Annotated in this window: 21 protein-coding genes; 13 read left to right on the forward strand and 8 right to left on the reverse strand. The window is 73.8% G+C overall.

Annotation, left to right across the window (positions count from 1 at the left end; all coding sequences use genetic code 11):
• Positions 1–154: 154 nt before the first annotated feature.
• Positions 155–619 carry a D-aminoacyl-tRNA deacylase gene (dtd, locus tag AC2A1K_RS15875; protein WP_483897269.1) on the reverse strand — a complete coding sequence of 155 codons (465 nt, stop codon included), beginning with the start codon at positions 617–619 and terminating at the stop codon, positions 155–157.
• A complete protein-coding gene (locus AC2A1K_RS15880) occupies positions 616–2,181 on the reverse strand; it encodes a DUF7782 domain-containing protein (protein WP_483897270.1) in 1,566 nt (521 codons plus the stop codon). The genes dtd and AC2A1K_RS15880 overlap by 4 nt, the downstream gene beginning before the upstream one ends.
• A 173-nt stretch (positions 2,182–2,354) precedes the next feature.
• Here AC2A1K_RS15880 and acs point away from each other — a divergent pair, with 173 nt between their 5' ends.
• Entirely contained in the window at positions 2,355–4,292 is a 1,938-nt protein-coding gene (gene acs, locus AC2A1K_RS15885; protein WP_483897271.1) for an acetate--CoA ligase, read from the forward strand.
• A gap of 147 nt (positions 4,293–4,439) precedes the next feature.
• Here acs and AC2A1K_RS15890 read toward each other — a convergent pair whose 3' ends face one another.
• Both AC2A1K_RS15890 and AC2A1K_RS15895 read right to left on the reverse strand, forming a co-directional pair.
• The gene (locus AC2A1K_RS15890; protein ID WP_483897272.1) at positions 4,440–5,288 is read right to left on the reverse strand and encodes a lysophospholipid acyltransferase family protein; all 849 of its coding nucleotides are present in this window, start codon (positions 5,286–5,288) and stop codon (positions 4,440–4,442) included.
• Positions 5,289–5,466: 178 nt separating this feature from the next.
• Positions 5,467–6,150 (reverse strand): M50 family metallopeptidase, encoded by a 684-nt coding sequence (locus AC2A1K_RS15895; RefSeq protein ID WP_483897273.1) that lies wholly within the window; start codon positions 6,148–6,150, stop codon positions 5,467–5,469.
• 153 nt (positions 6,151–6,303) lie between these two features.
• Here AC2A1K_RS15895 and AC2A1K_RS15900 point away from each other — a divergent pair, with 153 nt between their 5' ends.
• Both AC2A1K_RS15900 and AC2A1K_RS15905 read left to right on the forward strand, forming a co-directional pair.
• Complete coding sequence (locus tag AC2A1K_RS15900; RefSeq protein WP_483897274.1) at positions 6,304–7,689, forward strand: class I SAM-dependent methyltransferase; 1,386 nt, start codon at positions 6,304–6,306, stop codon at positions 7,687–7,689.
• Entirely contained in the window at positions 7,686–8,510 is an 825-nt protein-coding gene (locus AC2A1K_RS15905) for a DUF1295 domain-containing protein (RefSeq protein ID WP_483897275.1), read from the forward strand. Before AC2A1K_RS15900 ends, AC2A1K_RS15905 begins: the two co-directional genes overlap by 4 nt.
• A 20-nt stretch (positions 8,511–8,530) precedes the next feature.
• On the opposite strand, the gene AC2A1K_RS15910 is transcribed toward AC2A1K_RS15905, so the two are convergent.
• Positions 8,531–8,992, reverse strand: a complete 462-nt coding sequence (locus AC2A1K_RS15910; protein WP_483897349.1) for a peroxiredoxin — start codon at positions 8,990–8,992, stop codon at positions 8,531–8,533.
• Between the two features lie 116 nt (positions 8,993–9,108).
• Here AC2A1K_RS15910 and AC2A1K_RS15915 point away from each other — a divergent pair, with 116 nt between their 5' ends.
• The 7 genes from AC2A1K_RS15915 (at position 9,109) to AC2A1K_RS15945 (ending at position 14,006) form a co-directional block, all read left to right on the forward strand.
• Positions 9,109–9,813 carry an alpha/beta fold hydrolase gene (locus AC2A1K_RS15915; protein ID WP_483897276.1) on the forward strand — a complete coding sequence of 235 codons (705 nt, stop codon included), beginning with the start codon at positions 9,109–9,111 and terminating at the stop codon, positions 9,811–9,813.
• Positions 9,814–9,837: 24 nt separating this feature from the next.
• Entirely contained in the window at positions 9,838–11,079 is a 1,242-nt protein-coding gene (locus tag AC2A1K_RS15920) for an NAD(P)/FAD-dependent oxidoreductase (protein WP_483897277.1), read from the forward strand.
• Positions 11,076–11,843, forward strand: a complete 768-nt coding sequence (locus AC2A1K_RS15925) for a DUF1365 domain-containing protein (RefSeq protein WP_483897278.1) — start codon at positions 11,076–11,078, stop codon at positions 11,841–11,843. Before AC2A1K_RS15920 ends, AC2A1K_RS15925 begins: the two co-directional genes overlap by 4 nt.
• Positions 11,840–12,367 carry a GNAT family N-acetyltransferase gene (locus AC2A1K_RS15930; protein ID WP_483897279.1) on the forward strand — a complete coding sequence of 176 codons (528 nt, stop codon included), beginning with the start codon at positions 11,840–11,842 and terminating at the stop codon, positions 12,365–12,367. The genes AC2A1K_RS15925 and AC2A1K_RS15930 overlap by 4 nt, the downstream gene beginning before the upstream one ends.
• 4 nt (positions 12,368–12,371) lie before the next feature.
• Positions 12,372–12,971, forward strand: coding sequence for an HhH-GPD-type base excision DNA repair protein (locus tag AC2A1K_RS15935; RefSeq protein WP_483897280.1), 600 nt, complete (start codon positions 12,372–12,374; stop codon positions 12,969–12,971).
• 73 nt (positions 12,972–13,044) lie between these two features.
• The gene (locus AC2A1K_RS15940; protein ID WP_483897281.1) at positions 13,045–13,488 is read left to right on the forward strand and encodes a DUF3099 domain-containing protein; all 444 of its coding nucleotides are present in this window, start codon (positions 13,045–13,047) and stop codon (positions 13,486–13,488) included.
• A gap of 62 nt (positions 13,489–13,550) precedes the next feature.
• On the forward strand, positions 13,551–14,006 hold the full coding sequence (locus AC2A1K_RS15945; protein WP_483897282.1) for a hypothetical protein: 456 nt from the start codon (positions 13,551–13,553) through the stop codon (positions 14,004–14,006).
• A 9-nt stretch (positions 14,007–14,015) separates the two neighbouring features.
• Here AC2A1K_RS15945 and AC2A1K_RS15950 read toward each other — a convergent pair whose 3' ends face one another.
• The gene (locus AC2A1K_RS15950) at positions 14,016–15,662 is read right to left on the reverse strand and encodes a DUF1996 domain-containing protein (protein WP_483897283.1); all 1,647 of its coding nucleotides are present in this window, start codon (positions 15,660–15,662) and stop codon (positions 14,016–14,018) included.
• Positions 15,663–15,702: 40 nt separating this feature from the next.
• Positions 15,703–17,052: a hypothetical protein gene (locus AC2A1K_RS15955; protein WP_483897284.1), complete on the reverse strand. Its 1,350-nt coding sequence runs from the start codon at positions 17,050–17,052 to the stop codon at positions 15,703–15,705.
• A gap of 155 nt (positions 17,053–17,207) precedes the next feature.
• On the opposite strand from AC2A1K_RS15955, the gene AC2A1K_RS15960 reads away from it, so the two are divergent.
• Together AC2A1K_RS15960 and AC2A1K_RS15965 are read left to right on the forward strand one after the other, a co-directional pair.
• Complete coding sequence (locus AC2A1K_RS15960; protein ID WP_483897285.1) at positions 17,208–17,459, forward strand: DUF3039 domain-containing protein; 252 nt, start codon at positions 17,208–17,210, stop codon at positions 17,457–17,459.
• 41 nt (positions 17,460–17,500) lie between these two features.
• Positions 17,501–19,267, forward strand: coding sequence for a DEAD/DEAH box helicase (locus AC2A1K_RS15965; protein ID WP_483897286.1), 1,767 nt, complete (start codon positions 17,501–17,503; stop codon positions 19,265–19,267).
• A gap of 411 nt (positions 19,268–19,678) precedes the next feature.
• Here the strand turns inward: AC2A1K_RS15965 and AC2A1K_RS15970 are convergent, their stop codons facing one another.
• Positions 19,679–19,873, reverse strand: coding sequence for a DUF7455 domain-containing protein (locus AC2A1K_RS15970; protein WP_274278939.1), 195 nt, complete (start codon positions 19,871–19,873; stop codon positions 19,679–19,681).
• A 338-nt stretch (positions 19,874–20,211) separates the two neighbouring features.
• On the opposite strand from AC2A1K_RS15970, the gene AC2A1K_RS15975 reads away from it, so the two are divergent.
• Positions 20,212–21,564: a type I glutamate--ammonia ligase gene (locus AC2A1K_RS15975; protein WP_483897350.1), complete on the forward strand. Its 1,353-nt coding sequence runs from the start codon at positions 20,212–20,214 to the stop codon at positions 21,562–21,564.
• Positions 21,565–21,643 lie beyond the last annotated feature (79 nt).

Below are 21,643 nucleotides of genomic sequence, written 5' to 3' on the forward strand. Positions count from 1 at the left end.
AGGTGCTGGGGCGCCGCGTCACTAGGTCGAACGCGTCGGGATCGGCGTTCGTTCCCGCCGAGGGCTTCCGGTCACGGGTGCCCGCTGTGTCGTGCGTGACGCATGGCGGACGCCACTCGGAGGCAACGTGGGGCGGGATTGAAGATCTCGACGTTCAGATCTCGACGATCACCGTGAGCGGGCCGTCGTGACAGGATTCAACGCGCATGTCCGCGCCGAACTTCCCGGTCGCGACGGGTGCGCCGCGATCACGCAGCACGGCGACGACCGCGTCGACGGCGTCGCGGGCGGCCTCCGGCGGGGCGGCGGCGGACCAGGAGGGACGCCGGCCCTTGCGGGTGTCCCCGTACAGGGTGAACTGACTGACGACGAGCAGTCCGGCCCCCGTCTCGGCGCAGGAGACGGAGCGCAGAGGCTCTCGAGCATCGGCGTGGGAGTGCTCGTCGTCGCGCAGGATGCGCAGCTCGTGCAGCTTGCGGGCCATGGTGGCCGGCGCGTCGGGGCCGTCGTCACGGTGCACGCCGAGCAGCACGAGCAGTCCGGGCCCGTCGAGCTCCCCGACGACCTCGTCGTCGACGGCCACCCGTGCCCACACCACCCGGCTCACGACGGCTCTCACGCGGGCACCAGCATCCCGTGGTGCACGAGGTCCCGGACCACGGGCAGCGCGGCGGCGGCGAGCTCGTCGGGATCGCGCCCGTGCGCGAGCGCCAGGAGCCCGACGAGGTCGCTCAGCGGGAGATACCCGCGGCAGCCGGCGAGCAGCGCGACGCCGAGCTCGTCGACGTCGTGGCGCCACCGGGGCCCGTCGAGGCGCACGAGGGTCGCGGCGACCGGGTCCCACCCCTCGTCGGTGCCCACGAGCCCGCGTTCCAGCGCGACGGTGTCCGGGACCCGCAGGCGGGCCTCGAGCAGCGCGTCGCCGGGGTGCTGCGCCAGCCAGGCCGTGCGGTCGAGCCAGGCCTCGATCTCCGGGCCGAGGGGGTCGTCGTGGGACTGGCGCAGGTCCTCGCAGACGACGGTGCCCGCGACGTCGGGGGCGGTGCGCCGCAGCGTGACGAACCCGAACCCGATGGCGTGCACGCCCTCGGCGGTCAGGAAGTCCAGCCACCGTTCGGACACGGCCGTCCCCTGCGGCGAGGCGGGGTCGACGCCGGCGTCGCGCAGCCAGGTCCCGACGTGCAGGGCGGGGTCGGCGACGTCGCGCTGCACGATCCAGGCGTCGAGCCCCCCCGGTGCCGCCGACCGGGCGGCCTCGTCGAGCCACGTGCGCGGGCGTTCGGTCCAGTCCTCCGAGGTGATCAGCCACGACGCGAGCAGCTGCGCGACCCCGCCCTCGGCGAGGTGGGCCGGCAGGGCGCCGACCAGCAGCGCCGACGCCCCGTCCCCGCCGAGCCCCGCGTCGCGGTAGACGTGGTCGACCTGCGGCGGTCCGGGTACGAACGGCGGGTTGCTGACGATCTGGTCGAAGCGCCGCCCGCCGACCGGCTCCAGCCAGGGCCCGGCGAGCACCTCGACGTCGACGTCCGACAGCGCGAAGGTCACCCGCGCCATGTCCAGCGCGCGCCGCGAGACGTCCGTGGCGGTGAGCTGGGCGGCGTGCCCCGAGCAGTGCAGGACCTGCACCCCGCACCCCGTCCCGACGTCGAGCAGCGTCGCGACGGGGCGCCGCACCGTCGCGCGGGCCAGCGAGAGCGACGCCGCCCCGGTCCCGAGGACGTGCTCGCGGTCGGCGGTCCGACCATGCGGGGCCACCTCGAGGTCCGAGAGCACCCACCACGGTGGCGCGTCGGCGAGCGCCGCGTCGCCGTGGGGGCGCAGGTCGAGGGCCGCGCTGACCAGGTCGCCGTCGACGCTCAGCAGCCCGACGGCGACCGCCTCGTCGACGTCGACGGGCTCGAGGGCGGCGGCGGCCTCGGCACGGGTGACGGGGTCGCCGAGCAGGAACAGACGCACGAGCGTGCCGGCGATGCCGGCCTGGCGGACCGCCCGGCGGGCCGGCGTGGGCTCCCCGCGGTCGAGCGCGGCGCGGGCCGTGGGACCGAGCAGCTCGGCCACCCCGTCGACGGTGAAACCGCCGCGGACGAGAGCGGCGCGTAAGCCACGCCACAATCGGGCATCTGAGACGTCGACACCGTCCGCGGGGCGACGGTCCGCGTCCGGTGGGTCGGGTCGGGGCACGGTGAGATCGTCACACTGCTCGCGCAGTCGGTCCTCGCCACCCTGTCCGCGACCCCTCCGAACGCACCGTTGTCACGGAACGGGTTGTGCAAGACGCTGCGCATCAGCAAGGGGGCACCTGGCGTCGACCGGTGACGACCGGTGCCCGCAGATCGACCGGGAGGCACACGCGGATGTCGGAACAGACGGCCACCGAGGGGAAGACCTACCCGCCGGACCCGGAGCTGTCGGAGACGGCCAACGTGCGGCCGGAGATGAAGGAGCAGGGGCTCGAGGAGTTCTGGGACGAGCAGGCCAAGGCGCGCCTGCGCTGGATCGAGCCGTACGACAAGGTCCTCGAGTGGGACCTCCCGTACGCCAAGTGGTTCGTCGGCGGGAAGCTCAACGCCTGCGACAACTGCGTCGACCGCCACGTCGACGAGGGGCGCGGCGACAAGGTCGCGCTGCACGTGGTGCCCGACGACGGACCGGACTCGTCCGAGGCCCGCGACATCACGTACTCCCAGCTGCAGCGCGAGGTCGTCAAGCTCGCCAACGGCCTGAAGAACCTCGGGGTCGGCAAGGGCGTGCCGGTCGGCATCTACATGCAGATGATCCCCGAGGCCGTCGTCGCGATGCTCGCGTGCGCGCGCCTCGGCGCCCCGCACACCGTCGTGTTCGGTGGCTTCAGCGGCAAGGCCGTGGCCGAGCGCTGCAACGACCTCGAGTGCAAGGTCCTCATCACGCAGGACGAGGCGATGCGCGGCGGCAAGGCCGGCGCGCAGAAGACCAACGCCGACGACGGCCTCGACGCCGGCCCGACGACCGTCGAGAAGATCGTCGTGGTGAAGCGCAGCGGCGCGGACATCCCGATGAACGACCGCGACGTCTACCTCCACGACCTCGTCGCCGACGTCTCCGACGACCCGGCGAGCTGCCCGCCCGAGCCGATGGACTCGGAGGACCTGCTCTTCCTCCTCTACACCTCGGGCTCGACCGGCAAGCCCAAGGGCGTCGTGCACACCACGGCCGGCTACCTGCTCGGCACCACGGCGACGCACAACCTCGTCTTCGACGTGAAGGACGACTCCGTCTACTGGTGCGCCGCCGACGTCGGGTGGATCACCGGGCACAGCTACATCACCTACGGGCCGCTCTCCAACGGCGTGACCCAGGTGCTCTTCGAGGGCGTGCCCGGCTACCCGGACCAGGAGGTCTGGTGGAAGATCATCGAGAAGTACGGCGTCTCGATCCTCTACACCTCGCCGACGGCCATCCGCGCGCACATGAAGGCCGGCGAGAAGCACGCCCAGGCCCACGACCTGTCGTCGATCAAGATCCTCGGCAGCGTCGGTGAGCCGATCAACCCCGAGGCGTGGGAGTGGTACCGGGAGCACATCGGCGGCGGCAAGGCGCCGATCATGGACACCTGGTGGCAGACCGAGACCGGGCACATCCTCATCACCCCGCTGCCCGGGATCACCACCCTCAAGCCGGGCATGGCCCAGCAGCCGTTCCCGGGCGTGCGGCCGGAGATCCGTGACGACGAGGGCAACGAGGTCCCGGCGGAGACCACGGGCAACCTGGTCCTCACACAGCCGTGGCCGGGCATGATGCGCGGGCTCTACAAGGACGACCAGCGCTTCCGTGAGAACTACTGGTCGAAGTACTCCGACGCGTACTTCGCCGGCGACGGCGCCAAGTACGACGCCGACGGCGACATCATGCTGATGGGCCGCATCGACGACGTCGTCAACGTCTCCGGCCACCGGCTCTCGACCTTCGAGATCGAGAGCGCGCTGGTCGAGCACGCCGACGTCGCCGAGGCCGCGGTCGCCGCGCGCAAGGACCCCGACACCGGGCAGGCGATCGTCGCCTTCGTCTCGCTCATCGGGGACAAGCAGGGCAGCGAGGACCTCGAGAAGGCGCTGCGCGAGCAGGTGGCGCAGTCGATCGGGAAGCTCGCCCGCCCGGCGTCGGTGATCTTCGCGCGCGACCTGCCCAAGACCCGCTCGGGCAAGATCATGCGTCGCCTGCTGAAGAACGTCGCCGAGGGCGAGGAGCTCGGCGACACCACGACCCTCGTCGACCCCTCGGTCGTCGAGGAGATGCAGAAGCAGGTCAACGGCTAGGGGGATCGGCTGAGCCGTCCGGCCGAGCGCTCGGCCGGGCGGCGCCGATCCCGCGGCCACGAACGTCCCCGGGGTCGGCAGCGAACGGGCGGTTCGCTGCTTCTAGGCGCGCGAAGTCCCCGTTGATCACGCGACGGCCGACGGCGCTCAGCTCACCGCGGGCGGCTGGAGGTCGGCGGGGGAGCGGTCGGGGTGCGCGGGCTCGACGGCCTCGGCGCGCTGCGGGGGCTCCTCGCCGCGCAGCACCGCGAGCTGCTCGGTGATCCGGCCCATGATCCGGTCGGTGGCCTCCTGCAGGGACTTGCGGCCGATGCGGCCCGCGCGCAGGTCGTCGAGGGCGACCGGCGGGCCCGCGAGCACCCGCAGCGTGGCGCGCGGGAACAGCGTCGGGCGCGACGCGGTGGGCGGCAGCAGGTGGTTCGAGCCCCACTGCGCGACCGGGATGACCGGTGCACCGGTCTCGAGCGCCATCCGCGCGATGCCGGTGCGGGCCGCGCGGGGCCAGCCGTTCGAGTGCTCGGCGAACCCGCCCTCCGGGTAGACGACGACGACCTCGCCGCGCTGGACGGCCTCGACCGCCGCGCGGTACGCCTCGATCCCGGACTTGCCGCGGTCCACGGGGATGTGCCGGCCCCCCCGCAGGGGTGCGCCGACGACCGTCTTGCCCCACAGCTCCTTCATCGCGAGGAACCGCGGCACGCGGCCGTTGGCGAGCACGTAGGCCACGAGGACGATCGGGTCGACGTGCGAGAGGTGGTTCACCGCGAGCAGCGCGCCGCCCCGGGTGGGCACCTCGCGCCCGCCGCGGAAGTCCCAGCGCGCCACGGCCATGAGCACCGGCCACAGCAGGTCGATCGCGAAGCCGTACCAGAAGCCGCGGTCGGTGCGCGGGTAGAGCACCCAGATCGCGAGCTTGCGCCAGAGCCGGATCCCGCGCCCGGACCGCCGCCGGTCGTGGGCCTGGGAGATCCGCCGGAGTCGGTCCTGCCGCGCCATGCCCCGGATCATGTCTCGCCGGGGCCCGACGTGCATGGGTGGAAACGCCCTGGTGTCAGTCGCGGCCCGCCTCGACGATCTTCTGCGCCAGCGGCCGGGCGCTGCCCTCTGCCCCCGGCGCCCTCGCCGAGACGTGCGACCGATCCTGCTGGGGTCCGGGGTCGCGCGGTCGTGGCTCTCAGCCGATGCCGTAGCCGGGGCGGAGGAGCAGCTGGCCTCCGACGATGAGGGCGACGACGGCGATGAAGAGCCACGCGAGGTTCCACAGGAAGTTCGGGATCAGCGTCATACCCGCCAGCGCCTTTCCGTCGCCTGTCCTGCCGTCCAGGATTCGCCAGTTGCGAAGGAGGCCCCCGAGCAGGAGCCACCACGCGATGCCGACCGCGACAGCGGCCTGGAGCGACGGCGAGCCGACCAGGAGGAGCCAGACGAGCCCACCCGCGATCAGCGCAGGGATCAGGAAGGCGAGCCCGTTGCGCGACAGCGCCACGGCGAGCACCGAGAGGAAGATCGAGCCGAGCAGGGCCGCCCACGGGTTGCCCTGGGCGATGAGCGCCGCGGCCCCGAGACCGAGAAGCGACGGCGTCGCGTAGCCGACGAACCCCACGATCAGACGAGACAGCCAGATTCCGACCTCCTTCGCCACCGTGAGCCCGTCGGCGTCGTCCCAGAGGAACCAGCCTTGGTTGCCACGCAACGTGAAGAGATTCGCGAACATGTGGCCGCCCTCGTGAGCCAAGGTGATCGGGTATCTCGCGAGGACGCGTGACAGCAGCACGATCAGCAGTGCGACGAAACCCATCCCGAACGCGACCGGTTCCCCCACGATCGGGACGTCGTTGACCCCCAGACCTACCCCCATGGAGTGAATTCGAGCACGTTCCGTACTCGGAACACCCGGACGACACGCCGTGTACGCCCAACCGCGACCTGCCCGGTGCGACGTCCACCGCAGCGGCGAACCGCCGAGGCCTCTGGTCCGATTCATCGGGCGAGACGACGGAGGGAGACCGGGGTGGGTACAGGCGCGGCGCAGCGGGTCGCGGGCGCGATCGGGGCGTTCCTGGACGGACCGGTGCCGGTGCGCATCCGGACGTGGGACGGCGGCGAGGCCGGGGCGGCGCCGGGGCCGGGCGTGCCGACGGTGGTGCTGCGCTCGCGGCGGGCGCTGCGCCGGCTGCTGTGGGAGCCCGGCGAGATGGGGCTCGCGCACGCGTACGTCTCAGGCGATCTCGACATCGACGGCGACCTCGCCGAGGGGCTCTCGGCGATGTGGGCGCTCGTGAACTCCGGGACGATCGCCAGGCGCCGGCCCGGCGCCCGTGAGCTGCCCGGACTAGCGACGACGGCGGCGCGACTGGGATTGATCGGCCGCAAGCCCGCCCCGCCGCCCGAGGCCATCCGCGTCACGGGCCGGCCGCACAGCCGCCGCCGCGACCGCGACGTCATCGCCCACCACTACGACGCCGGCAACGCCTTCTACGCGCTGCTGCTCGACGACTCGATGGCGTACTCGTCGGGCTACTGGACCGATCCGACGGTCGAGCTCCCCTATCGGCGTGCTCCCCTGATCGCGGCGTCTCCTGGCTCGGGCAGCACGCTCGCGCAGGCCCAGCACGACAAGCTCGAGCTGATCTGCCGCAAGCTCGACCTCGGCCCCGACCGGCGCCTGCTCGACATCGGCTGCGGCTGGGGTTCGCTCGCCGTGCACGCCGCCCGGGAGCACGGCGCGAACGTCCGGGCTGTGACGATCTCGGGGGAGCAGCGCGACCAGGTCAACGCCCGCATCCGCGCGGAAGGGCTGGCCGGGAAGGTGCAGGTCGACCTGCTCGACTACCGCGACGTCGCGGAGAGGATCACCGCTGTCGACGGCCCGTTCGACGCCGTCAGCGCGGTCGAGATGGGCGAGCACGTCGGCGACGAGCACTACCCGACGTTCGCCGCGACGCTGCACGGCGCCCTGCGCCCGGGTGGGCGGGCGCTCGTGCAGCAGATGTCCCGCGGCGCGAACGCACCGGGCGGCGGCGCGTTCATCGAGACCTACGTGACCCCTGACATGGTCATGCGCCCCGTCGGCGACACCCTGACCTTCCTCCAGCACGCCGGCCTCGAGGTCCGCGACGTGCACGTGATGCGCGAGCACTACGTGCCGACCATCCGGGCCTGGCTCGCCACGCTCGAGGAGCGCTTCGACGAGGCGGTGGGGCTGCTCGGCGAGCGCGGGGCGCGCATGTGGCGGCTCTACCTCGCCGGCGGCGCGCTCGCGTTCGCGGAGAACCGCATGGGCGTCGACCAGATCCTCCTGGCCCGTCCCACCGACCGCGGCCGCAGCGGGATGCCCGCCACCCGTGACGACTGGACGGTGCGCTCACGCACCGCGGCGGGTAAGCCGGGCACGTGAGCTTCGACCCGGCCGCGTTCGGCCTGCTGCTCGTGGGTGCGGTGGCGACGGTCGTGGCGGCGTTCAGCGTCACGCTCGCCGTCGCCCGCGCCGCCGGGCGCCACAGCGTCGTCGACGTGACCTGGGGCCTCGGCTTCGTGGCCGTGGCCGTCGTCGCGTACCTGATCTCGGGGGTGCTCGGCGTCGGCGATCCCGGGGTGCGCACGGTCGTGCTCGCGCTCGTCACGGTGTGGGGGCTGCGGCTCGCGATCTCCATCGGGTGGCGCAACCGGGGCAAGGGCGAGGATCCGCGCTACACGGCGATGCTCGGCGACGAGCACGCGCCCGGCGCGGTGACGTCCACGGTGCTGCGGAAGGTGTACCTGCCGCAGGCGGGCGTGATGCTGGTCGTGTCGCTGCCGGTGCTCGCGGCGATGGTCCGCGCCTCGGCGGTGGTCCCGGTCGTCGTCACCGGGATCGTGCTCTGGCTGGTCGGGTTCGTGTTCGAGGCGGTGGGCGACGCGCAGCTGGCGGCGTTCACGTCGGACCCCGCCAACAAGGGGAAGATCCTCGACTCCGGCCTGTGGCGCTATACCCGCCACCCGAACTACTTCGGCGACGCCTGCGTCTGGTGGGGGATCTTCGTCGTGGCGGCGGGGCACCCGCTCGCGCTGGTCACCGCCGTGGGGCCGCTGCTGATGACCTACCTGCTGGTGTCGGTGACCGGCAAGGAGCTCACGGAGAAGACGATGTCGCAGCGGCCCGGGTACGACGAGTACGTCCGCCGCACCTCGGGGTTCCTGCCGCTGCCCCCGAGCTCGTGTCCGGCCCGCGCCACGTGAGCGGGCCGGACACGAGCGGCTCAGGCGCCCTGACGCTCGCGCAGCACCCTGAGGGCGTCGTCGGCGTGCCGGTCGAACTTCATCTCGCTGCCGATCACCTCGAGGACCTTCCGGTCCGTGTCGATGACGAAGGTCTTGCGCTTGACCGGCAGCGCCGGCAGCCACGACCGCTTCGCGCCGAACTGCCTGGCGACGGCGCCGTCGGGGTCGGAGAGCAGCGGGTAGTCGAACGAGTTCGCGGTCGAGAAGGCGTGCTGCTTCTCGACGGAGTCGGCGCTGATGCCGACGCGCTGGGCGCCGACCGCCGCGAACTCGCCGGCGAGGTCGCGGAAGTGGCAGCTCTCCTGGGTGCAGCCGCCCGACGAGGCCAGCGGGTAGAAGAACAGCACCACGGGGCCGTCGGCGAGGAGCCCCGACAGCGACCGGCGGGTGCCCGTGTCGTCGGCGAGCTCGAAGTCGGGGGCGGTGTCTCCGGCCTTCATGTCTCCGGCCTTCATGAGTGCTTCCCTCCTCCCGGCCGCGGGCCGGGATGCGTGACGAGACGGCGGCTGGGGTCGGCGGGTCGTTCGTCCGGCCCGGGCGCGGGGTTCGATCACTCGTGACGCTCCCGCGCCTCGATCGCGTCCGTCCCGCGACACGCCGCCCGGTCACCGGGGCCGTCCTCGTGCTGCACGGCGGCCGCCCGAACGGTCACGAGACCGCCGGCGGCCTCCGGCTGCCCTACCTGCGCATGGTGCCGTTCGCGCGGTCGCTCGCGGCGGCGGGCGCCCGGCGCGGCGTCGACGTCGGGCTGCTGCGGTACCGCTACCGCGGCTGGAACGCGCCCGACCTCGACCCCGTGCAGGACGCCCGCTGGGCGCTGCGCGACCTGCGACGACGACACGGCGACGTGCCCGTCGTGCTGGTCGGACACTCGATGGGCGGCCGGGCCGCGCTGCGCGTCGGGGGTGACGACGGCGTCGTCGGCGTGGCCGGGCTCGCCCCGTGGATCGAGCGGGGCGAGCCGTTCGCGCACCTCGCCGACCGGACCGTGCTCATCGCCCACGGCGACCGCGAGAGGATGACCTCGCCGGACGCCTCCCGGTGGTTCGCCGGGCGGGTGGCGTCGGTCTCGGACCGCGTGGCGCGCTTCGAGGTCCTCGGCGACGGCCACACCATGCTGCGCAGGGCGCACGCGTGGCACGACCTCGTCACACACTTCGCCCTCGGCGCGCTCGGTCTCGAACCGTTCACCGAGCCGGTCGCGAAGGCCATGGCGGCGGGGGACCCCGGCGGGCTGTCGGTCCCCCTGGCGGATCCATAGGGGTCGGTACGAGGGAGTGGTGGCATGCGCGAGCGGGTCGCGGTCGTCGGTGCGGGCGTGTCGGGGCTGACGGCGGCGTACCTGCTGCAGCGCCGCTACGACGTGACCCTGTTCGAGGCCGACGCACGGCTCGGCGGCCACGCGCACACGCACGACGTCGGGCCCCTCGCCGTGGACTCCGGGTTCATCGTCCACAACGACGTCACCTACCCGCACCTGCTGCGGCTGTTCGCGGAGCTCGGGGTCGCCACCCAGGACTCCGAGATGAGCATGAGCGTGCGCGACGAGGTCACCGGCCTCGAGTACGCGGGCGCCCGCGGGGTGCGCGGGCTGTTCGCGCAGCCGCGCAACCTCGCGAACCTCCGCTACCTGCGCATGCTCGGCGAGGTGCTGCGCTTCCACCGTGCCGCCCGGGCCGTGGTCGACGGGACGTCCCCGCTCGGTGAGGACGTCACCTTCGGCGCGTTCCTCGACGCCGGGCGCTACTCGCGGTTCTTCGTGGAGACCTTCGCGGTGCCGGTGGTGTCGGCGGTGTGGTCGTCGGGTCCGGAGCTCTCGCGGCAGTACCCGGCGCGCTACCTCTTCGCGTTCCTCGCCCACCACGGGATGCTCTCGGTGGGCGGCTCGCACCGGTGGCGCACGGTCGTCGGCGGCTCGCGCACCTACGTCGAGCGGGCCGCGAAGGGGCTCTCGGCGGTGGAGGTGTCGACGCCGGTGCGCGCGCTGGTCCGCTCGGGCGAGGAAGTGCTCCTGCGCGACGACGCCGACACCGAGTACCGCTTCGACCGCGCCGTCGTCGCCACCCACGCCCCGGACGCGCTGGGGCTGCTGTTCGCGCCGACCCGCGAGCAGGCCGACGTCCTCGGCGCCTTCCGGTATTCGCGCAACGAGACCTGGCTGCACACCGACACCTCGGTGCTGCCCCGCGCCGCGGGCGCCCGCGCCGCCTGGAACCTGCTGCGCGTGCCGGGGGAGGACCGGGTGCTGGTCAGCTACGACATGACCCGGCTGATGGGCCTCGCTGGAGCGGACACCCACGTCGTCACCCTCAACGCCACCGACCGCGTCGACCCGACGACGGTGATCGCCCGGATGGTCTACGAGCACCCGGCGTACACGCCCGCGTCGGTCGCGGCGCAGCGCCGCCTGCCCGAGCTGAACGACGCGCGCCTCGCCTTCGCCGGCGCGTACCACGGCTGGGGCTTCCACGAGGACGGCTGCGCCTCCGGCGTCCGCGCCGCCGAAGCCCTCGGGGTGAGCTGGTGAGCGTGCCCGCGATCTACGAGGCGGAGGTCGGCCACCGCCGCCTCGAGCGCCTCGACGACGCGTTCACGCACCGCCTCTACCTCTGGCTCGTCGACCTCGACGACCTGCCCCGCCTGCCCGCGCCGCTGCGCCCGTTCGCGCGGTTCCGCGCCGCCGACCACATCGGCGTCCCGCATCGCTCGCTCCGCGAGAACGTCGACGCGTTCCTCGCCGCGCGGGGGATCGCGCGCCCGGCGCGGGTGCTCATGCTCGCCCACGCGCGCGTGCTCGGGTACGTGTTCAACCCGATCACGCTCTACTGGTGTCGCGACCACGACGGGGCGCTGACCGCGGTGGTCGCCGAGGTCCACAACACCTACGGCGGGCGCCACCACTACCTGGTCGAGGTCGACGAGCAGGGGCGCGCGCGGGTCGACAAGGACTTCTACGTCTCGCCCTTCTTTCCCGTCGACGGCGAGTACCGGATGCGCGTCCCCGAGCCCGGCGAGACGCTCGCCGCCACCGTCGTCCTGCGCCGCGAGGGCGCCACGGCGTTCGTCGCGACCCTGCGCGGGCGCCGGCGGCCCGCGACCCCGCGCACGCTGGTGGCCTCGCTCGTGCGCCATCCCGCGGTCACCCTGCGCGTCGCGGCCGCGATCCGGCACCGCGGGATCCGGCTCTGGGCACGTGGGGTGCCCGTCGTCCGCCGCCGTCCAGCCGACACCGACCGCGGGCTTCGCCAGCTCGAAGGGGCGCCCGTCACGGGGCAGACTGGATCCTCGTGACCGCTTCCCTCACCGTCCGCGTCGCCGAGGCCGCCGACGTCGACTCCCTGCTGGCCCTCGTCCACAGCGCCTACCGCGGACCGTCGGGCCGCGAGGGCTGGACCTCGGAGGCCGACCTCATCGACGGGCCCCGCACGACCCGCGAGCTGCTCGCCGCCGACGTCGCCGACCCCGCGATCACCGTGCTCGTGGCCGGCGACCTCGTCGGGTGCGCCGCGATCACCCTCGCGTCGGGGAGCACGACGGCGTCGTTCGGGATGTTCGCCGTCCGCCCGGGCGAGCAGCGCGGCGGCGTCGGGTCGACGTTGCTGGAGGCCGCCGAGCAGAACGCCCGGGAGCGCGGCGCGACGGTGCTGGAGATGTGCGTCATCGACCGGCGCGCCGAGCTCATCGCGTGGTACGAGCGGCGCGGCTACGGACGCACCGGCGAGTCCCGTCCCTTCCCGTACGGCGAGGAGGGCGTCGGGGTGCCGCGCGACGACGACTTCGTGTTCGCCGTGCTGGAGAAGGATCTGCGAGGCTGACACCGTGCCCGAGCTGACCCTCGCCCAGGACGCCGACGCCGACGCGGTCCTGAGCGCCAACCCGCTGGCCCTGCTCATCGGCATGCTGCTCGACCAGCAGTTCCCGATGGAGCGCGCCTTCGCCTCGCCCGCGCTGCTGACCGAACGCCTCGGGGGTCCGCTGACCGCCGCCGGCATCGCGGAGTACGACACCGAGGCCCTCGTCGCCGCCTTCACCGGCCCGCCGGCGCTGCACCGTTACCCGCGCTCCATGGCCGAGCGGGTGCAGGGACTGTGCCGCCGGCTCGTCGAGGACTGGGGCGGCGAGGCCGAGCGGCTGTGGGTCGACGCGGGCTCGGGACGCGAGGTGCTCGCCAACCTGCAGTCGCTGCCCGGCTTCGGCAAGCAGAAGGCCCAGATCTTCACGGCGCTGCTGGGCAAGCAGTGCGGTGTGCGGCCCGAGGGCTGGCGCGAGGCCGCCGGGTCCTATGGTGACGAGGGTTCCCGCCGCTCGATCGCCGACGTCGTCGACCCGGTGACGCTCGGCGAGGTCCGTGACTTCAAGCAGGCCCAGAAGAAGGCCGCCAAGGCCGCCAAGGCCGTCGAGGCCGAGGCGTCGTCCTGACCGGCCTTCCCGGTGGCGCCGTGACGGCGCGAGGTTCAGAGTGGCGCGTGAGGGCACCCGTGGGGGATGGCCGGTGCCCAAGGAGGCGACGCTCGTGGTGAACCGACGTCAGGATGACGACGGACAGCCGATCCTGATCACCCAGGCCGCGATCTCGTACGACGAGGAGTTCGCGGCGCGCAAGAAGCGCTACTCGCTGATCATGGCGTGCCGTATCCCCTGCCTCGTGCTCGCGGGCGTCGCGGGCATCGGCTTCAACCTGCCCTGGGTCGCGGTCGCCCTCATCGTGCTGTCGGTGCCGCTGCCGTGGGTCGCGGTGCTCATCGCCAACGACCGGCCGCCCAAGAAGGCCGAGAAGGCCAACCGGTACCGCCGCGCCGACCGCGAGCTGGGCGCCGTCCCGGACGCGCAGATCATCGAGGCCGCCGAGAAGCTCGACCAGCGCACCGAGCGGCCGCGCCAGTCGCAGCAGGACGGCGCCGGCCACGCGCCGCCGCGCACGGGCAGCGAGGGGTAGGCAGCGAGGGGTGGGCAGCGCCTCCGCGATACTCGCCCCGTCGCCGCGACCCGGGGGAGCAGATGACCATCGCGCTCGCGCGCCTCGGGCGCTGGTTCCTCGCGGGCGGCGCACTCTGCCTCGTCGTCCTGGCGCTCGTGGCGGTCGTGCTCGAGGGCACCGCCCTGAGGGCGACCGCCCTCGCCCTGGGCGTCACCGGGGGCGTCCTGCTCGTCCAGGGCCTGGTCTGGGCGACGCTGCAGCGCCGCTGGTTCGGCAGCCCCGCCGCCCTGCGGCGCACCGCGCGGCGCGGGACACCGGCCCTGGCCCGGATCGCCGGCGTCACCAGCACCACGAGCTCGATCGGCAACGAGGCGATCCCGGTGCTCGATCTCGACGTCAACGGCCGTGTGATCCGCCGCCGGGTGCGCGTGCCGTTCGACCACGCCGCCGACGTCCGCGTCGGGCGGCTGCTCCCGATCCGCCTCGATCCCGAAGGATCGCCGGTGATCGTCGTCGAGTGGGACGCGGTGCGCTGAGCGCGCGGGTCACGCGCCCTGCGACGTCCCGAGCGGTGCGGCGAGCCCGGGCAGGCGCGTGATCCCGGGGAGCGGCCCGAGGGTGTCCGAGGGGTCGGCCACCGGGAGGCGTCCCGGCCCGCCCGACGGTGTCGGGTCCGGCGTGGTCGCAGGCGGGGCGAGCGAGGCGGGGCCGAGCGCCCCGGCCACGCGGGCGGCGGGCGCGGCGAGCGCCGGACCCGCCCCGTGGTGCGCCCCGTGGCCGGACGCCGCGGGCCCGGGCCGCCGCTGGTGCGCGGTCGCGTGCGTGGCGAACGCGTGGGAGAAGGTCTGCGAGCGCGGCACGCGGTCGCTCGACGCGGTGGAGCCCGACGCGGCCCCGTCCTGCTCGGGGCCCTGGACGCAGCGGCGTGCGGCGTTGATGCACTCGGCGCCCTCCTGGGCGCGGCGCTCCGAGGACAGGTACTCGAGCAGGGCGTGGTCGGTGATCGGGTTGTGCTGCTGCTCGGGGAAGCTGTCGATGGCGAACGTGCGGCCCGGCGGCGGGTCGTCGTAGCTCACGGTGATCCGCAGCGCCGGGACGGGGACGAGGTCCTCGTCGCACTCGCCGTCCTCGTCGGGGAAGACGATGTGGGTGGTGTGGTCCTCGGAGTCGAGGTCCTGGCCGTTCCAGCAGCTCGGGAAGTCGTAGATCCGCTGCAGCGCCGACCCCTCGGGGCACATCGTGTAGAGGTCGGTCAGCCGGCCGCCGGCGCCGGTGCAGGTGTACTTGGCGTTGGCGCCCTCCCCGTCGTTGGTGCCGGCCTTGGCCGAGCCGGTGACCAGGGCGATGTTGAGCGGCAACGGCTCGGTGCGGCGCGTGCCGTGGCCGGAGAAGGTGAAGTCGACCGCCGTCGGCTCGACGATCGAGCCGACATTGCCGTCGAGGCTGCCGCCGTCGACGCCCATGTCGGGTCCCTGGTTGCGCAGGTCGCGCAGGACGGGCCAGAAGATGGGGGAGCGGTCGCCGTTGGTGCAGGTCGTCTCGGTCTCCTCGAGGACTTCGCGCTCGGAGGCGAAGTTGGTGCCCTCGTTGCCGGCGTAGTCGTGCACGTGCTGGGCGCCGTTCCGCTTCCCGGGCGTGATCAGGTAGTTGTCCGAGTTCTTGTGATCGCTGACCGCGCACCGGACCGTGTAGCTGCCGCCCGAGAACACCCCGCCCTCGCCCGAGAACGCCCCGCGCTGCACCCGCTGGATGTCGACGTACTCGTTCGCCGCGGCCCGCCCGATCTGGTCGCGACCCGGGAACTCCTCGTCGTCCTCCTCCTGGCCACCGCCGCCACTGCCGCCACCGCCGCCGCCGCCGTCCTGATCGCGGTCCTGATCGCGGTCCTGATCGCCGTCCTGGTCGCCGTCCTGGTCGCCGCCGCCCTCCGTGCCACGGCCCGAATCGCTGCCGGAGCCGTCCCCCGAGCCGTCCGAGCTCTCTTCGGCGGCGACGACGAGGCCGCCGTGGGAGATCTCGGACGGTTCGCCGACCCGCAGGACGAGGCAGAGCAGGACCACCGCGGTGGCGACGGCGAGCACGGCCACCTGGATGTCCCGCGGCCGGCGTCGCGGGCGCTCGAGGGCATCCCAGGGGCTGCTCGCGCGGGGCGGGTCGCGCCGCCCGTCACACCCCCACGCCGACCCGCTCATCGTCCTCCGCCCGTCCGGTCGTGCCCCCAGGTCGCGGACGCTAGCCGCGCGTCCCGGACGCCGGGTGCGGTTTGGCGGAACTCGTGACGCCGGTCCGTCCGGCGCCGAGCCACGGGCCGGGTCCGGTCCGCGGGACCGCCCGCGACCACGGCCCCGGCGCGACCGGCACCGGTCCCGTCGGGCGCCGCGGCGGGCCCGCAGGTCGGGCCGGACCCGTCACCGGGACCGGGTGCGAGGGCGTGCCGACGACGCGGACCGGCCCGGACACCGGCTCGCGGCGCCGGGGGACCGAGACCTCGGACGGCGCGGAGACCGGCACGGAGACCGGCACGGAGACCGGCACGGAGACCGGCCCCACGACGGGCGGTCGCCCGCGCGACGAGCCCGACGACCGGCCGGGCCGCCGCGGCAGCGGGCGCTCCACCCGGATCTCGGTGATCTCGCCGGGGGTCTCGGGGATCGGGGTGCGGGTCGGGCCCGCGACGAGCGCTGCCGGCCCCCATCCGTCACCGGCCGCGGCCCGGGCCCGCGGGACGGAAGCCGATACGGGAGCCGATACGGGAGCCGATACGGGAGCCGCCGACACCGGCACCCCCGCCCACGGCCGGTCGAGCAGCGGGGGCCAGGGCCAGCGCTCCTCGAGACCCCGGCAGCGGGCGCACCCCAGCCCGAGCACGAGCCCGAACACCAGGTGGCCCAGCAGGGAGAGCGTCACGGTGGTGACCGTCAGCGGGAACATCAGCCGCTCGCCCCGCGGCGCGACGGCGACGGTGGCGATCAGCCCCGTCCACACCGGGAAGACGGCGAACACGACCGCGGCGGCGACCGTGGCGCGCTCGCCCCAACGGCGCAGGCCGGTGGCGGCGACCAGCACGAAGAAGACGACACCGATGCCGCCGCCGTCGCCGACGTAGCGCCAGACGTAACCGACGATCGCGCCCACGGCGGTCGACCCGCCGTCGACGCCGAGGATCCAGGTGCCGACCGTCGGGATGAAGTCGCCCCACCACCCGAGCAGGTAGACGGTGTCGAGGCGCACCGCGTCGTAGACGAGCGTCGCGATGACGCCCCAGATCGCGCCCGTCAGCACGATCCGGTCCTCTCCGACCGGGGAGAACACCGCGAGCAGCAGCACCGCGAGCGTCAACGGCACCACGACGAGCCCGGCGGTGACGTTCATCGGAGCCAGCCCGAAGACGTGGGCCGAGATCGCCAGCAGGGGCAGCGCGGCGACCACGAGGTGCAGCCCCAGCCGCAGGAGGCGGGCCCGGTGCTCGGTGACGAAGGCGAGCGCGTCGCGCAGCAGCGACCCCGGGTCGCCGGGCAGCTCCTCGGGCGGCGCGGCGCCGGCGACGGCGCAGCGCCCGGGGGCACGGGCCGGATGGGTCACCTGGATCTCCTCACCGCCGCGACCGGGACGAGGTCACCGTGACAGCAGCGGCCAGGGCGTGGGTGCCGTTTGCACGAAGTGGCCGGTACCAGCGAGGACGACACGGGTCCGCCCGCCGTGGGCCCCGGGTCAGGTCCGTGGGGCATCATGGAGCCATGAGCCAGACCGCGGTGCTTCCCGACACCCGCCCGCAGGGGACCGACCGCACGGGCGACGACGAACCGAAGATGTTCCACTACGTCCGGAAGAACAAGGTGGCCGAGTCGGCGGTCACCGGTTCGATGGTGGTGGCGCTCTGCGGGGAGACCTTCCCGGTCACCCGCTCGCCCAAGCCCGGTTCTCCGGTCTGCCCGAAGTGCAAGGAGATCTTCAACAAGATGCCCCGTGGTGGTGACGACGGGGAGTAGGCCGCCCGCCTCCCCTGTCCGAACTCCGCCCCGGAGGGCCGTTGACCACCCGCGCGACCGGTAGCCAGACCAGCACCGATCCCTCGGGAGCACGACCGCTGCGCCAGTGGCAGCGGCGCGCCCTGACCCGCTATCTCACCGACCGTCCCCGCGACTTCCTCGCCGTCGCGACCCCCGGCGCCGGGAAGACGACGTTCGCGCTGCGGGCGGCGACCGAGCTCCTCGGCGACCGCTCCGTCGACACGGTGACGATCGTCTGCCCCACCGAGCACCTCAAGCACCAGTGGGCCGAGGCCGCGCGGGGTGCCGGCCTGGCGATCGACCCGGAGTTCTCCAACAGCGTCGGCCGCACCTCGACCGACTTCCGCGGCGTCGCCGTCACCTACGCGCAGGTGGCCGCGCACCCCGTGCTGCACATGAACCGCACCGAGGGCCGCCGCACCCTGGTGATCTTCGACGAGATCCACCATGCCGGCGACGCGAAGTCCTGGGGCGAGGCGACACGCGAGGCGTTCGCCGGCGCCACCCGGCGCCTGGCGCTCACCGGGACACCGTTCCGGTCCGACGACAGCCCGATCCCGTTCATCACCTACGAACCGGACTCGACGGGCGTGCTGCGCTCGCGGCCGGACCACTCCTACGGCTACGCCGACGCGCTGGCGGACGGGGTCGTGCGCCCCGTGGTGTTCCTGGCCTACTCGGGCCAGGCGAGCTGGCGCACCAGCGCGGGGGAGGAGATGACCGCCCGCCTGGGCGAGCCGCTGACCGCCGAGCAGAACGCCCGGGCCTGGAAGACCGCGCTCGACCCCAAGGGCGAGTGGATGCCCGCCGTCCTGCAGGCCGCCGACACGCGGCTCACCCAGTTGCGCCAGGGCGGGGTGCCCGACGCGGGCGGGCTCGTCATCGCCACCGACCACACGACCGCGAAGGCCTACGCGGCCCTGCTGCGCCGGGTCGCCGGCGAGGAGCCGGTGGTCGTGCTCTCCGACGACCCGAAGGCGTCCGGGCGCATCGCCGAGTTCTCCCGCACGAACGCCCGCTGGCTGGTCGCCGTCCGCATGGTCTCCGAGGGCGTCGACGTCCCGCGCCTCGCCGTCGGCGTGTACGCCACCAGCGCGTCGACCCCGCTGTTCTTCGCGCAGGCGGTCGGACGCTTCGTGCGCTCCCGGCGCCCGGGCGAGACCGCGAGCGTCTTCCTGCCCAGCGTGCCGTCGCTGCTCACGCTCGCCAGCGAGCTCGAGGTGCAGCGCGACCACGTCCTCGGCGAGCCCCACCGGTCGAAGGAGGGCTGGGACGACGACCTCGTCGAGGCGGCCAACCGCACCGAGGACGAGCCCGGCGACCAGGAGAAGGCGTTCGAGACCCTCTCGGCGGAGGCCGAGCTCGACCAGCTGATCTACGACGGGGCCTCGTTCGGCACGGCCGCCGGCGCCGGGACCGCCGAGGAGCAGGATTACCTCGGGCTGCCCGGACTCCTCGAGCCCGACCAGGTGCGCGCCCTGCTACGCCGCCGGCAGAGCGAGCAGCTCGACCGCGAGGAGGCCCGGGAGGAGAGCCCGTCCGCGGTCACGACCGCGGAGCAGCCCGAGCCCACCCGGGAGTTCCGCCGCGACGTCGGCGTAGCCGAGCGGCTCAAGGATCTGCGCCGCGAGCTCAACGGGCTCGTCGCGGCGCACCACCACCGCACCGGGAAACCCCACGGGCAGATCCACGGCGATCTCCGCAAGCACTGCGGCGGTCCGGCGACGCCGATGGCGACGATCGAGCAGATCGAGGAGCGGATCGCGACGCTGCGATCCTGGCGCTGATCGTCTACGCAGCGTGCTCGGGCGGTAACGTGTGGTGCATATCACACACCGTGGCGATCAGCTGCTGTCGCCGTCGTCGCGGTCCGACATCGCGACGACACAGAGCTCGTCGGAGCGTCACCATCGAGTGATGACCACGCCGCCACGCCCGGCTCGTCGCCGGGCGAAGCGCCTGGCCCGGATGCGCACGAGTGGATGGTCCGAGGACGAACGAATCGGGGTCGGGGACCCGGTGCCGATCCGGACAGATCGGGCGGCCGGTGGCGGGCTCGGACCGGGGCATGATCCCCCACTGTTGCTCCGGAAGATCCGCTCCACACGCGACGACGGGCGGGGACCTCGAGGTCCCCGCCCGTCGCGGTGTTGGTCCGTGTGATGTTGTCGTCGAAAGAACTGCTGGTCAGGCGGCCGTCATGCGGTCTCTCCGGCCTGCACGTCCACCGACAGCTCCTTCAACTTGGCCTCGTGGGCCCGGGCGTGGTGCCCGCAGAAGAGGAGTTCTCCACCGGAGGGCAGTACGGCGCGAACCTTCGCCGCTGCACCGCAGCGATCGCAGCGGTCCGAGGCGGTGAGTTCTGGCCGGGTCAGGGTGCCGGGCATCGTCATCTCCCTCCGTCGAGGCTTCGGACAGGGGTCCGAGCCCGCGAGCTCCGGCCGTGCGACCGTCGCTTCTCCACTGTGTCAGACCGCGCCCGCGACCGCTCGTGTTCACGCGGCGCTTTGTCGTCCGTCACGAACCGCTCATCGGAGGTGAGAGACCGTTCGTTCCGGGGTAGGGCGGCAGACCACCCGATCGGGAGTCGATCTCGAACGACGAAAGGTCGACGGGGGGTGACGCGGCGGGCGGCGCGCCCGGTCACGCACGGACGTCGCCCGCCCGACCCGCGTCGCCCACTAGCCTCTCGGGTCATACGGCCGGGTGGAGGGAGGCAGCGGTGGGCGACATCGCAGAGCGCGCCGCGGGGCTCGTCGAGGAGCTGCGCGCGCGGGGCGTGGCGGGTGTGACCGTCGTCTGGGCGGACAACAACGGGATCCCGCGCTCGCGCACCGTGCCGGTGGGCTCGCTGCCGGAGGCGGCCGAGCACGGCATCGGCGTGAGCACCGTCTTCTCGATCTTCGACACCAACGACGGCATCCAGTACGGCCCGCCGGGCCGCGAGACGCCCTCGGGCGACGTGCGGCTGGTGCCCGACCTCGACCGGCTCACCCCGCTGGCCGGGCAGCCCGGTCTCGCCTGGGCGCCGGGCACGCAGGTGACCGTCGACGGGTCGCCGTGGCCCTGGGACCAGCGCTCGCTGCTGACGGCCACGGTCGACGCCCTCGCCGGGCGCGGCTACACGGCGCGGGTGGGCTACGAGCTGGAGTTCGCGGTCAGCCTGCCGAGCGAGGACGGGGCGATCGTCCCGGCCTACCGGAGCCCGGCGTACAGCCCCCACGCCCTGCTCGAGATCGACGCGTTCGTCACCGACGTCCTGCGCGACGCCGAGGCCAACGGGCTGCGCATCGGCCAGTTCCACGCCGAGTACGGGCCGGGCCAGGTCGAGCTCTCGCTCGGCGCCGCCGACCCCGTGAGGGCCGCGGACGACCAACTCCTGGCCCGCCAGACCGTGCTCGCCGCCGCGGCGCGCCACGGGCTGCGGGCGAGCTTCGCGCCGCTGCCGTCGCTGAACCTCGCGGGCAACGGCTGGCACGCGCACACCTCGCTGTGGCGCGAGGGCACCAACCTGCTCGCCGGCGGCGAGGAGGGCCCGGGCACGGCCGGCAGCGGCTACGTCGCGGGCCTCCTGCGCGACCTGCCGGCGCTCGCCGCGATCACCGCGCCCTCGATCGGCTCCATGGCACGGCTGCGGCCCGGCTTCTTCGCGGGTGCTTACGGGTTCTGGGGCATCGAGAACCGCGAGGCCCCCGTGCGCTACGTCGCGGGTTCGGAGCTGCTCGGCCTGGACCACGCGAACGTCGAGCTCAAGGTCTCCGACGCCTCGGCCAATCCGTACCTCGCCCTGTCCGCGATCCTGACCTCGGGCGTCGCCGGGGTGGAGGAGAACCTCGCGCCGCCCGCGCCGATCGCCTCGGATCCCGGGACGTGGAAGAAGAAGGAGCGCGCCGCGGCGGGCGTCACGGCGCTGCCCACCACCCAGGCCGACCAGGAGGCCGCGCTCGTGGCCTGCCCGCGCCTGACCGACCTGCTCGGTCCCGAGCGGCTCAGCGCCTTCCTGGCGGTGCGCCGCGCCGACGCGGCGTTCGCCGCCGACCGCGAGACCGAGGACGTCCTGGCCGCTTGGCGCTGGCGGTACTAGCCGTTCGCGCCAAGGAGATGCGGCAGCCGGCGCTCCTTCGTCGCGCCGTCTACCGACCTCCGGCGCGCTCCGAGGGTGC

Source organism: Actinomycetospora sp. 2LY8.5 (assembly GCF_057180585.1).